Origin of the sequence: Helicobacter sp. MIT 99-5507, from assembly GCF_003364295.1 — a bacterium.
In the GTDB taxonomy this organism is placed as follows: domain Bacteria; phylum Campylobacterota; class Campylobacteria; order Campylobacterales; family Helicobacteraceae; genus NHYM01.
On record NZ_NXLO01000002.1, the window covers coordinates 411,219 to 425,883 of the forward strand.

The 14,665-nt window shown below is 28.4% G+C and carries 6 protein-coding genes, 1 tRNA gene and 1 pseudogene; 3 read left to right on the forward strand and 5 right to left on the reverse strand.

What is annotated here, in order from left to right:
• Window positions 1–4 precede the first annotated feature (4 nt).
• Window positions 5–5,389: an alpha-2-macroglobulin gene (locus CQA42_RS04585; RefSeq protein ID WP_115583513.1), complete on the forward strand. Its 5,385-nt coding sequence runs from the start codon at window positions 5–7 to the stop codon at window positions 5,387–5,389.
• Window positions 5,390–5,411: 22 nt separating this feature from the next.
• The gene (pbpC, locus tag CQA42_RS04590; RefSeq protein WP_115583514.1) at window positions 5,412–7,670 is read left to right on the forward strand and encodes a penicillin-binding protein 1C; all 2,259 of its coding nucleotides are present in this window, start codon (window positions 5,412–5,414) and stop codon (window positions 7,668–7,670) included.
• Window positions 7,671–7,750: 80 nt separating this feature from the next.
• Here the strand turns inward: pbpC and CQA42_RS08450 are convergent.
• From CQA42_RS08450 to CQA42_RS04620, 5 genes and pseudogenes are all read right to left on the reverse strand, one after another.
• Window positions 7,751–8,440 (reverse strand): annotated as a pseudogene (locus CQA42_RS08450) (phosphorylcholine transferase LicD).
• A gap of 105 nt (window positions 8,441–8,545) precedes the next feature.
• Entirely contained in the window at window positions 8,546–10,912 is a 2,367-nt protein-coding gene (locus CQA42_RS04605; RefSeq protein ID WP_115583517.1) for a ribonucleoside-diphosphate reductase subunit alpha, read from the reverse strand.
• 174 nt (window positions 10,913–11,086) lie between these two features.
• Window positions 11,087–13,174, reverse strand: coding sequence for an RNA degradosome polyphosphate kinase (locus tag CQA42_RS04610; RefSeq protein WP_115583518.1), 2,088 nt, complete (start codon window positions 13,172–13,174; stop codon window positions 11,087–11,089).
• A 61-nt stretch (window positions 13,175–13,235) separates the two neighbouring features.
• The gene (locus CQA42_RS04615; protein ID WP_115583519.1) at window positions 13,236–13,838 is read right to left on the reverse strand and encodes a TetR/AcrR family transcriptional regulator; all 603 of its coding nucleotides are present in this window, start codon (window positions 13,836–13,838) and stop codon (window positions 13,236–13,238) included.
• 168 nt (window positions 13,839–14,006) lie between these two features.
• A tRNA-Arg gene (locus tag CQA42_RS04620) sits at window positions 14,007–14,083 on the reverse strand.
• A gap of 70 nt (window positions 14,084–14,153) precedes the next feature.
• Between CQA42_RS04620 and CQA42_RS04625 the strand changes: the two genes are divergently transcribed.
• Window positions 14,154–14,665, forward strand: a 512-nt coding sequence (locus CQA42_RS04625) for a hypothetical protein (RefSeq protein WP_147289257.1), incomplete at its 3' end; no start/stop codon positions are given.

Genomic DNA, 14,665 nt, shown 5'->3' on the forward strand with positions numbered 1-14,665 from the left:
TTTTATGAAATTATTTAAAATATTGCTTGCTTGTATATCTTTATTTTTTATATCATGCAGTAACGAGCAAAAAGGAATTATAGAAAAGACAAATGGTTTAGTGCAAACAGATGTCAAACCTACGATTTTATTTGATAGTGAAATTGCAAAAAAAAATAATAATAATCCAATTGTTGCAAATGGTGAAATACAAGTAAATGGCAATTATTTTATAGGTAGCTATGTATTTAGCAATGGCAATAGAATCATTTTATTGCCAGATGAGCCTTTTAGTGGAAATAAAAAATATGAAATAAAACTAGATTCTAGTCTAATTAATAAAAATGCAGATTCTAATATCAATAACAAGAATCTTATAATAAATTTTGAGACAAAGCCTATAGAAGCACAATTTCAAGATATTAATTTTATTAGAGATACTCAATTTTTAGACAAGATTAAACTTGAAGCAAAATTAGAATTATCACAGAAGGTATCGCTAAAAGATATAAAAGAGAATCTAAAATTATTAGATTTAAATGGAAATAGCATTGAACTAAATATAAATAAAGATTCAGAACAAATAAATACTTATTATATTTATTCAACGCTTATGGATTCTCCAAAACAAAATGATGATACATATAATCTTATATTATCAAAAGATATGGGCTTACAAAAAGAGATAAATGAAAAGATAATAGCACCAAAAAACATATCACTAGATGTAATTAGCTCAAAAATAATTAATGGCGATAAAATAAGTATAGAAATCAAATTTTCACAAGCACTAGAACAAAATATCAATCTTAATAATTTTATAAGAATCTCTCCAAATGTGAAATTTAATGCATCTCAAATAGACAATATTATAAATATTACAGGTAATTTTGCACAAGATGTTGATTATGTAGTTGAGATTCTAAAAGGTATCAAATCACAAAATAGCAAACTAGAAAAAGATGTAAAAATAGATATTAAGACTTATGATATACCACCAAGGATTAAGTTTTCAAATGATGGAATCTTCCTCCCAGATGTAAATAATAAAAAGATTGCATTTCGTTCTATAAATGTCAAAAAAGCAAATATTGTAGTAAAAAAAATATATGCAAATAATATAACTCACTTTTTAAACAAATCAGATTTGATAAAAAATAATGTAAATTATTATTGGCTAACCAGTGATTTTAGTTATATTGGTGATACGATAAAAGAAATAACTATTGATATAGATTCTCCTAAAAATATTTGGGTGCAAAATGAGATTGATTTAAGTTTTATCAAAGATACTAGTGGAGTTTTTATTGTTAGTTTGCATTTTGGTAAAGATGATGTTGATTATAAATTCCCAGCAGGCACATCAGATTGGAGACAATATAATTATTTTGATGACAATGGTAGTTTATATAAACAGATAGTATTTTCAAATATGGCATTAATTGCACAGAGTTTTTATGATGGAGAGAAAAATAAAATCATAGCATCTGCAATTGACATAAGAGATAATAAGCCATTAAGCGGAGTAAATATCCAATCTATAAGCATAAATAATCAAACTATCTCAAGTGGAATCACAGATAAAGATGGAAATGTAACACTTAATTATTCTAGTAATAAGACTGCAAAATATACAAAACCTATGTATTTATATGGAACAAAAGGTGATGATTTTGCGATTTTACATTTAGATTCTATGAAATTAAATTTAGATGGTTTTGATGTCGGTGGTATAGATGATAGCAACAATTTAAAAGCATTTATATACACAGATAGAGATGTATATCGTCCTGGAGATACAGTATATTTAAATATCATTGCAAGAAATGGCACTTCAAAGATAGAACATCCAATAAAGCTAACAATCACAACCCCAAGAAACAAAAAGCAAATAAATGAACTTAGCATATCTCCTATACAAAATGGAATCTATTATTATGAATTTACCACAGATAAAAATGCAGATACAGGGACTTATAATATAAGTGTAGATATTGGTGGAAATGTATTTAATCATAAAATTGCAGTTGAGGCAGTCGTGCCAAATAGAATTAAAGTTGATATTGATGTATTAGATGAGATCGATTTAAAGAAAGAAAAAAATATCAAATTTGCAATTCAAAGTGATTATCTATTTGGCGCTCCAGCAAGTGGCTTGGAATACGATGTAGATGTATTTATTAGACCAAAAAGTTTTATATCTAAAAATTATAAAGATTATATATTTGAAAACAAGACAAACTTAAGTTATCAAGATAATAGAAGCTACAATGGAAACTTAAATGATAATGGTAGTGTAACAGGTAATATAGATATAAAAAATATTAATAAAATTGATAAGAACCTAGAAGCAGTGCTTATAGCAAGAGTATTTGAAAATAATGGCAGACAAGTAAATAACAGAAAAGTAGTAAATTTAAAATTCTTTGATAGCTTTGTTGGTATAAAACAACCTAGCACAAGATATATAAAGCAAGATGATAATATAAATCTATCTGTAATATTGATTGATGAGAATGAAAAACCTATTGCAAATAGAAAACTAAAATATAAAATTTATAACAATAGTTATTCTTGGTGGTGGGATTATAGTAGTTATGAACAATATGCTTTATCTATAAAAAGTGATAAAAATACAAAGCTTATAAATGAGGGTGAAATAACCACTAATAATAAGACAAATAATATAAGCTTTAAAGTAAAAGATAGAGGTGAGATTCTAGTAGAAGTGATAGATTCTACAAATAATCAAAGTGCATCTATATTATTGTATTCATCATCTTGGGGAGAGCCACTTGATGTAGATAAAATCACTCAATTACAAATAAAAACCGATAAAAAAGAATATAACCACAATGATACAGCAAAAGTTATATTTGAGAGCATCAAAGGTGGTAAAGCCTTAATTACTATAAGTGATAGTAATAATATTTTGGATAGATATTGGATTGATACAAAAGACAATCAAAGTGTTGTAGATATCAAGATTGATGAAAAATATTCACCAAATTTATATGCTAGCGTTTTATTGCTCCAAAATTATCAAGATAATGATAATGATCGCTCACTTCGATTATATGGGGTTGTGCCTATAAAAATCATAAATGATAAAACAAAGCTAGATGTTGATATAAAAGCACCAAATGAGATTCTGCCAAATAGTAGTGTAAATGTAGAAGTCTCAAATAAGCAAAACAAACAAGTAACTTATACAATAGCTTTAGTTGATGAAGGCTTACTAGGGCTTACAAATTTTAAAACCCCTTCACCTTGGGATTATTTCTATGCAAAAATGAAATATAATATTGATACATTTGATACATATGGATATGTGGTAAATAAAATTACAGGTAGAATCGAAAAAGTATATTCAATCGGTGGTGATTATGCTGCTGAATCTTTAGGAAGCCAAAATAAGCAAAAAGATGATAGTGCAGAGCGATTTAAGGCTGTAGCATTTTTTGTAAAACCAATGCAAAGTGATAAGGAAGGCAAGGCAAATTTTGAATTTAAGATTCCATCGTATTTAGGAAGCCTAAGAGTGATGGTTGTTGCTGTAGATGAAAATAATTTTGGCAGTGCAGATAAAAATATACGAGTGAGTGCCCCTGTTGTTATGTTGCCTACAATACCACGAAGTCTAAAAATAAATGATTATTTTAAGATTCCAGTAGAAATTATGCCAATAAAAGATGATGTCAAAAATGCAACAATTAGCATAAAAAGCAATGGCATTATAAATTTTGATAAGCAATCTTACAATCTATCTTTTAATGATAAAAAATCAAAAGTAGTATTTTTTGAAGGTCATGTAAGAGAGGAGATTGGTATTGAAGATATTGTTATTAATTTAAAAAGTGGTGATTTCTCTATGACAGATTCCACAAATATAGACATAAAAGCACCAAATCCATATACAACACTAATAGATAATTTTATAATCAATAGCGATAATAAAATAGCTACGATAAATGCCCCATCATCATTTGTAGGTAAGTCAAATATTGGAAAAATAACAATTAGCAATACACCGATTTTAAGTATTGATCATAGATTATTATGGCTTATTAAATACCCATATGGTTGCATTGAACAAACCACTTCAAGCATATTTCCACAGCTTTTTATTGATAAGCTAAGTAATGCAGGTTTTATAGATAAGCAAACGATGATAGATAATATCAATGCAGGTATTTCAAGGATTGCATTATTTCAAACTAGCGATGGAGGATTCTCGTATTGGATGGGTCAAGGAAGTAGCGATTTTTGGGGAAGTAATTATGCTAGCCATTTTCTATTCATGGCAAAAAAACAAGGTTTTGTAGTCAGTGATGATATGCTAAATAGAGTGATTAATTATCAAATAAAAAATGCAAGAAATAATTACAATGATATTTATCCGTTATATCTTTTAGCTCTTAGTGGAAATGTGCAGCTTGGTATCATGAATGAGATTTATGAAAACAATATGAATTCTCTAAGTATTGTAAATAAATGGCTACTTGCCGCAAGCTATAAACTTGCTGGATTTGATGATATAGCTACTAAGATTTCTGCAAATCTTAACACTGAGCCAAATGATAAGTCTAATTATTATGATTATAGCTATGGTTCATCACTTAGAAGCAAAGCAATGATACTTCAAGCCTATAAAATCATAAATAATAAGATTCATAAAGGCTTATATGATGATATTAAAAATGCATTAGAGAGTGATAAATGGCTCTCTACCCAAACTACGAGTTATGCGCTACTAGTATTAGCAGATATAAAAGAAGATGCAAAAAATAGTAATATCGAAGGCACAATCACGATAAATAATAAAAAACAATCATTTAACAAAGATTCTTCTAATATTATATTTAGTCTAAATGATGGAGTTGCAAAAGTAGAATCTAATAAAAATTTATTTATAAATTATACTTGGGAAGGGATTATTGCAAATAAAGCAGGCGATAATATATCCAAAAATTTAAAGCTAAAAAGAGAATTTGTAGAGATTGATAATTATAATAATGAAAAACAAATCAATCCAAGAAACCTAAAAAGCTCAAAGAGTTTTTATATAAAACTTACATTAGAAAAATTAGATGATGAAAATTATTTAAAAAATATTGCTTTGGTGCAGAATTTACCTAGTGGTTGGGAGATAGAAAATACTAGATTAAATAATGATCCTGTTGCAAATAGAGTAGCAAATGCAAATTCAACTATTACTTATACAGACATTAGAGATGATAAAATTATGTGGTTTTTTGATCTATATAATAAACCACAAGTTGTATATGTAAAGATTAATGCAGTTACACCGGGGAATTATACTCTTCCACCTGCGTATGTTGAAGCAATGTATGATGGTAATTACAAAGCAAGTAGTGATAGCTTTAGAGTAAATGTTTTTAGCAAATAAGGGATTCTAGTATTTTATAATTATGTTTAGAATCTCTAAAAAAAAATTTAATAGCAATATTTTTTTTAAAATACTGCTATTTTTATTTTTTATATTTCTTCTTTATTTTTGCTTTGTATTTTTTAGTTTTAATCCAAAAGACGATCCTTTTTCTAGTCGCTATGGCAAAAGTATGCTTGATAAAAATGATGAAATATTAAGCATATTTTTAAACAAAGATGAACAATGGCATATCAAAAATAGCTCACATTTAAGCTCAAAGCTAAGCATTGCTACATCTATATTTGAAGATAGAAATTTTTATTCTCACATTGGTATTGATTTTGGAGCTATTTTAAGAAGCATGTATATTAATGTAAGATACAAGAAACGTATTGGTGGTAGCACCATCACGATGCAAACTATAAAGCTTTTGTATCAAAATAAACGGACATATTTTAATAAAATCAATGAAATGATATTAGCCTTACGACTAGAATCTTTGTATAGCAAAGATGAAATTTTAGAGATGTATTTTAATAATGCTCCTTATGGTGGCAATATCATTGGTGTTGCTGCTGCATCGCTTTTATATTTTCAAAAAAATCCAAAAGATTTGACTTGGGGAGAAAGCGCGCTTCTTGCTGTTTTGCCACATTCTCCAGGGCTTATTAATATTGGTAGAAATAATCATTTATTGTTAGAAAAGAGAAATAGATTATTAGATGAATTGCATAAAAGAGGATATATAGATGAAGATAATCTAAAATTAGCAAAAAATGAAAATTTGCCAACTATTAATCGTTCTAAGAATCTTGCCCCTCATTTGGCATTTAGATTTGACAATCCTGTGATAAAAACGACATTAGATAAAAATATACAGATTCTGCTAGAAGATAGGCTAAAACTATATCACAAAAAACTTCTTACTCTTGGCATACAAAATGTAGCTGGAATAATTATTGATACACAAAGTAGGGAAGTATTAGCTTATGGTGGCTCTCAAGATTTTCTTGATATTGATGGTTTTGGACAAATTGATGGAATATTGGCAAAACGAAGTCCTGGGTCTGTGCTAAAGCCATTATTATATGCACTTGCTATTGACAATGGAATAATAGCACCACAATCAAAGCTAGTTGATGCACCTACATTTTTTTCAAATTTCAAGCCACGAAATGCATCAAAAAAATATTTTGGATTAATTAGTGCAAGAGAATCTTTGATAAAATCACTAAATGTCCCTTTTGTATCGCTTTTACAAAAGTATGGATATGATAAATTTTTCTTTAATCTAAAAGAGATTCTAAGATTTGATGATAGTAATTTTGAGCGATATGGATTATCTTTGATACTTGGCACAAAAGAAATCACTATAGAAGATGTAGCAAAGATTTATGTGGGATTTGGTAATTATGGTGAATTTGGAGATATTTATTATACTAGAGATACCAATAGACAATCTTCTACCAAACGGCTATTTTCAAAAGGAAGTGCTTATTTAATGCTTGATGCATTGAAAAATGTAAAACGAATAGGGGTTGATAATTATTTTATCAACAAAAAAATATTTTATTGGAAAAGCGGCACAAGCTATGGCAGAAAAGATGCTTGGGCTGCAGGAACTTCACCAAAATATACCATAGTAGTTTGGGCTGGAAATTTTAATGGAGATTCTAATCCAAATTTATTTGGGCTAGATACTGCCGGGGCATTATTATTTGATATTGTAAATGATTTGGGGAATGTTGGCGGTGAGTTTGAAAAAAGTGATGATTTAAAAGAGATTTTACTAGATTTACCTACAGGTTATAGATATGATACAAATTATAAAGATATAGAATCTACAAAAGCCTTATATCCAAAGCATGCAAAACCACTAGAGAAATCACCATTTTTGGTAAATGTATTTTTAAATGATAATTTAGAAGAAGTAAATTCTCTTCATAAAGATTTTATCAATGCAAGAGAGATAACAAAAATTAATTTACCATTATCTTTGCTTGAATATTATAAAGAACAAAATATCAATATTAAAAAAGAAGGTAAAGGTTTGCAGATTTTATATCCAAAGGATAATCTCTCAATCATTCGCACAAAAGATTTTAGTGGAAAAAATGAGCTAATTGCAAGGATTGCAAATATCAATAACAATAATGTATTTTGGTATCTCGATAAGCGATATTTAGGAGTGAGTAAAAATAATACAATGATTTTAAATCTAGATTCTGGCTATCATACATTAAGCGTAATAGATAGCAATGGAGATAGCCATAGTGTGAATTTTACTATTTTAAAATAGATTATTTTAAATATGGTGCATCATATTTTTCAAATGCTAGATTCAAATCTACAAAATACGGCATATGCCCTGTTCTCTCTTCAATGTGGTAGCGTCATATAATCACCATAAAGTCGCTTTAGGTATGTATCATAATTATTTGGTGCATTAAATTTAGTATCTTCAAAATCAAGTTCAATGTAAGGCATAAAATCTTTATATTCATGCAATGCACCTTGATATACATTTAATACAAATGCAGAAGTTATATATCTTGATTTGTCAAAATCATATTTGTTTTCTAAATTTTGAAATTTATTTTTAAAATAATTCATAACAAAATCAAATCTTAGAAGTTCTCGCCTAGAATCTAAAATAATTTGTTTTAGTTGTTTTATTGGGAAGGGATTTCTATTGCTAGCTTTGCTTTCCAGTATTTATCATATCTACGATTTGCTAATTTTGCCATTAATAAAAAATGTTCTCTAGCTTGATTTTTGTCGCTGCCCCCCCCCATCTAAAATAAAAATATCAATACCTACACCACTTTTATAATTAACATTATTTTGTGCTATTGTAGATTCTATGCATGTTGTCGTGGTATCTTCTAATTTTCCAAAATTCCAAATATAATTTTTTGTCTTATCCCAATGTTTAAAAATAAATTTTTTATCAAAGATTCCATTTTTATCAAGTTCTATCAGTCTTTGATAATCACTTCTTGGCATATAAAAATCCATATCATCATCCCCCCATGGAATAAAACCTTTATGCCTTACTGCTCCTAGCAATGTTCCACATTACATAAAATATCTAAGGTTGTTTTCATTGCATACTCTTTTAAATTCCTTTGCAACACCTAAAACTTTATCTTGCAACTCATTCATATTAACTCCTTATTGACAATTATAGCATTCAATGCTTCTATCTATGGTCTCATCTTTTATATCAGGGCTTTGACTTCTTAGATAGTAAGTAGATTTTAATCCAAGCTTCCAAGCTAGCATATATATTTCATTTAGATATTTACCACTTGCTTTGTCTATTTCCATAAATATATTTACACTCTGTCCTTGGTCTATCCATTTTTGTCTTATACTAGCTACTTTTATTATATCTCTTTGGTCTAAGCTATAAGCACTAACATAATAATTATATGTATCAACATTTAGATTTGGCACGACATTAGGTATCATTCCACTTAGATTCTCTTCTAACCATTTCTTTTTGTAAATAGGCTCTATCGTCTGTGTGGTGCCTACTAGAATAGATATTGAGCTTGTAGGTGCTATTGCCATAAGATAACCATTTCTTATACCTTGAGTTAAAACTTTTTGTCTTAGATTATCCCAATCACATTTATCAAATAAATCTCTATCTATTAGCTTTAAGGCTTCATTATTAGCTAAATCAATAGGGAAGATACCTTTACTCCAATTCGAGCCTTTGAAGTCTGGATATACCCCCTTTTCTTTTGCTATATCACTACTTGCATTGATAGCATTAAAACTTATTAATTCCATAATCCTATCAATTTTATACAAATGCTTTTCACTGCCCCATACTATTTGCTCTCTTGCTAGCATTTCTGCTTCACCCATAACACCTAATCCAATAGCTCTGTTTTTTATATTAGTAACTTTAACTTTTCTTGTTGGATAAAAGTTTAAATCTATCACATTATCAAGCATTCTAATAGCAATAGGCACCACTCTTTCTATGTCTTGTTTTGTATTTATCTTAGATAGATTTATACTTGCTAGATTACATACTGCACTTTCACCACCGCTTCCTTCTCTTTGTGTTGTAAATATTCTTTTACTATTTATGCTATCTAAGGAAGTGAGTTTATTTGCTTTCTTTTCTAATCCACTATCAAGTTTGACAATATCATTTTCTTCAAATAATTCCATATCACCATTTTCAAATTCTACTTTTACTTTATAATGACTAGGTGAAGTGTTTTGAAAGATTTCCGTGCAAAGATTTGAGCTTCTTATAATCCCACTATGAGCATTAGGATTTGTTTTGTTAGCAGTATCTTTAAAGCAAAGGAATGGCAATCCACTCTCAAAATAGTTAGTTAGTATCTTTTTCCATAAGTCTTTTGCATTGATTGTCTCTTTTTGTAAATCATCTCTTTGTTCAAACTCTATATATTTATCTTCAAATTCTTTGCCATATAGCTCTGTAAGATCACTTGCATCATAAGGGTCAAATAAAGTCCAAAGCTCATTATTTTGCACTCTTTTCATAAATAAATCACAAATCCATAATGCAGGGAATAAATCATGAGTTCTTCTTCTCTCTTCACCACTATTCTTTCTTAAATCTATGAAATTTACTATATCTATATGCCATACTTCAAGATATGTAGCTATCGCACCTTTTCTAGTTCCTAATTGGTCTATTGCTACTGCTACATCATTTGCGATTTTTAAAAATGGTATTACGCCACCCGCCGCATTTTTATGATTATCTATATAACTTCCAAGGCCTCTAATCTTAGATACATCATATCCAATTCCACCGCCATATTTAGATAATAATGCCATTTCTTTATAACTATCAAATATCCCTTCTATGTTATCGGGCATGCTGCCTACATAGCAACTAGATAATTGATGTCTAGGTGTTCTAGCATTTGATAAAGTAGGCGTTGCGACCATAACTTCAAACTTAGATAATACATCATAAAATTCCATAGCTTTTTTATTACAATCTTCTTCATTTTGAGCTAAAAACATAGCAATTGCCATAAACATTTGCTGTGGCAATTCTATTGGTTTATTATCTCTATCTTTTAGTAAATATCTATCATATAGCGTTTTAATACCTAAGTAGTTAAATTGTAAATCTCTATCGGGCTTTATATAATCATTCAATAAATCTAAATCAAATTTATTACTAAAGCCTTTGAGTATCTTACCTTCATTCATACCTTTTTGAAAATAATCCCTTAAATGCTTATATCCAGTAAATCCACTTACTTTGTGATATAAATCATAAAGAAATAATCTAGAAGCTACATAAGTCCAATTTGGTGTGTCTATGTCTATTTTATCAACTGCTGTTTTAATTAGTGTCTGTTGAATCTCTTCAGTAGTAATTCCATCTCTAAATAAAATCCTAGCATCAACTTCTAACTCGCTTTGATTAACTCCAGCCAAATCCTTGATAGCAGAGCTTGTATATTTTTGTATTTTTGTTATATCTAAATCTTCGATTCTTCCATTACGCTTTATTACTTTTAAAACACTCATTTATAACTCTAAAAAAATAAAATTTGAAAGACGCAATTATAAGAATTTTTATATTAGATAAACATTTAAATTTTCTTTTAAAATAATAAAAAGAGATTCCTAATATTTATGAAAATTTTATATATTTTTATACAGAATCCTAGAATCTAAGATTCTAGAATCTTAAAACAAATCCTAGCTCTCGCCTATCATTCGCTTTAAAAGCTTATTTGTTTTTGTATCTTTTGCTTTTATCGAGCTATTAAATATCAAATTTACATATTTTTCATATTCTTCTTGTGAATTTGTGGCATTATTATCTTTTGGAGAAAGTTTTATATAAGTGCCGTCTTCCTGTAATTCGTGAGATTGGATATTGTCTTCTAATTGCAATTTTAGTATCCCAAATAATTTATCAGCAATTGATTTTTTAATGATTGGTGTCATTATCTCAACTCTTTTTTCTAAGTTTCTAGGCATGAGATCTGCACTTGCAAAATAGATTTGTGGATTACTATTTTTAAAATAATAGATTCTAGCGTGTTCTAAATATTTTCCAATAATTGAAATTACCCTTATATTTTCACTAATTCCTGCTACTTTTGGTTTTAGACAGCATATACCTCTAATTATCATATCGATTTTTACCCCTGCCTTGCTTGCAGCATAAAGGGCTTCTATCACATCTACATCGACGATAGAATTAGCCTTTAAGATTATGTATCCATCTTTGCCATATTTCATTTCTTCTTTTATTAGCTGCAATATTTTTGGCTTTATTTGTGTTGGTGCTACAAGTATAGAATCTAGCTTGCATTGTTGTGCATATCCTGTAGATAGTGTATGAAAGAATTTTACTGCATCATTTGCAATTCCTTCATTTGAAGTAAAGTAGCTAATATCAGTATATATTTTTGCTGTTGCAGGATTGTAGTTGCCAGTTGAGAGATGGACATATTTTTTAAATTCATTGCCCACTTTTTTAATGACTAATGCTATTTTTGCATGCACTTTAAGTCCTGGGATTCCATAAATTACATGTGCCCCAGCAGCTTCTAATGCTTTTGCCCAATATAGGTTATTTTCTTCATCAAATCTTGCTTTTAATTCAACCAATGCAGTTACTTGCTTATTATTTTCTGCTGCTTCACTTAAAGCTTTTATTATAGGTGAATTTTTACCAGCACGATAAAGCGTCATTCGTATTGCATATACATCAGGATCTTTTGCTGCACTAGAAATAAAATTGACTATTGGATCAAAGCTTTCATATGGGTGAAATAATAATATATCATTATTATCAATTGTATGAAAAATATCTGCATTATTATTTAGTGGAGGTAATATTTTTGCACTAAATGTAGGAAGTGTAAGATGAGCAAATTTTTTTGCACCAATTATTTGCCATAATGTGCCTAAATTAAGTGGTATTGAATATTCATATATATCTTCATTTTGAATCTTTATATGATTTGTAATAAATTCAAGCAAGCTAGTATCTTTGTTTTTTCCTACTTCAAGGCGGACTATCTCACCTTTTTTTCTTGCTTTTAGCCCTTCTGCCATAATCTCCATAAAATCATCAGCTTCTTCTTCCTCTATCTCCATATCTGCATTTCTTGTGATTCTAAATGGAGTATATGATATTACTTCACAACCTTCAAAAACTTCTCCTATAAATTCTCCGACAACATTTTCAATCGGCACATATACGCCTTCCGCAGCTTCTATAAACCTAGGTAACATTCTACTAATTCTAACCATTCCAAATTTTATTTTATTTGCAGAATCTTTTAGTTTTATTGCCATTGCAAATGATAGATTATTTAAGTGTGGAAATGGATGCGTAGAATCTACTATAATCGGCACAATTACAGGATATAAAGATGAATGAAATAACTCTTGTAAATATTTTTTTTGTTCTTCATTTAGCTCGCTAAATTCTTTAAAACTTAAATTTTCTTTTGCCAAAGCATTATTTATTTCACCAAATACTTTTTGTAGTTCATCTTTTTCATTATGTATGTATTTTCTAATTTCATTTAGTTGTTGCAATGGGGTTAGCTTATCGGCACTATATTCTGTGATTCCTGCTAGATATAATCTTTTTAATCCAGCTACTCTAACCATATAAAATTCATCCAAGTTTGTTCCATATATAGCAACAAACTTTAATCTCTCTAATAGTGGAATCCTTGTATTTTTTGCTTCATTTAACACTCTTGTATTAAATGTAAGCCATGATAATTCTCTATTAAAAAATAGCTTAGGATATGTTTTCATTTTTTAACCACTCCAAAATAAAATTTGTATTATCAATTATATATAAAATAGGGTATTTAGCTTACTTATTTTTATATTGTTTTTCTATCAAATTACATAGCATATCTATTAAATCTAATATTTCATTATTTGTATATTTTTTGTATAAAACCTTATTTATATAATAATAAAATATCATCGTTGTATCTAAAAATTCAAGTAATATCGTTAGCTTTTTATCTACTTTAATATCATTATATTTTAGTGCTTGAAATAGTAGAGATTTTCTATCATTTTTAATCTTTGTATATATTTTCTTTGTATTTTGTAATTTTATTTTATTTGGATATTCTCTAAAAAATAAATTTACATAAAAGTTCTCAATCTGCTTTAATTTATTATTATCTGGCTCTAAAATAAATGGTTCAAATAATAAACAAAATTGCTCTTTTAGATTATTTAGCTTTTTTATATTTTGTTTAAATTCTTGAGTTTGATTTTTTATAAGTGGATTAATTACTTGAAAGAGTAAATCATCTTTACTTTTAAAATGATAATAAAAACTCCCCTTTGAGATTCCTAAATGCTTTAGGATTACATTTAGAGTTAGATTCTCTATTTCGTGATTTTCTTTGTTTTTATTTAGAAAATCTATAGTTTTTTGGATAATTTCATCTTTCTTCATACCCTCCCCCAAAAAAAGAACACTATATTTATTAAAATTAATATTTTATTATAAATATATCAAAAGTAAATATTTTTCTATATTTTGTTATTTTTTGTTAATATTTCATTCAATAATTTTTGAAATTGCTGTATATTGTAGTTGTAGGCTATTTAAGTAGTTTAAAGATGGTATGCCCAGAGGGATTCAAACCCCCGACCTACAGGACCGCAACCTGTTGCTCTATTCAGCTGAGCTATGGGCACATGGTTTTAAAGATGGCATTATATGTTTATAAACCTTGAAAAAACATTATATTTAACATTAGGAGGTAAAATGAGAGTATTTTCACGATCTTTATTTGTGTTTTTATTTTTAGCTAGTGTCGCTTATGCAGCTGGTCCTGGTAGAGATGAGACGCGAGTTTGCATCAATGAGTACCAAGTCGCTAATTCTAGTGGTGTTAGTAGTGATTCAAAACAATTCGTCAATTGTGTATGGATAGGTGATTTAGATAAAGTCGTAGATAAGAAAAAAGGAAGTGATGGCAAGGAGACAATTTCGTTCAAACAAGATGTCTTAAAGCAATCAAATCTTTGCACGAGTTACGGATTTTATACTTGCACAGGCAAACCTGATACACATAGCCAAATTAATTTTACGAATACAGCAGTGTATAAACAAGATTTCTGCACTAACCAAAATAACAATAGTAGTTGTTTCATCAATAAAACTGGTGGAAGTGTTGTTAAACCAGAGAAACCTGAAAAACCAAAAGATTTAATCGTAGAAGAAATAAATAATATTTTTGGGACAGCAGCACCTGCAAATTTAGTCTATACAAAGGC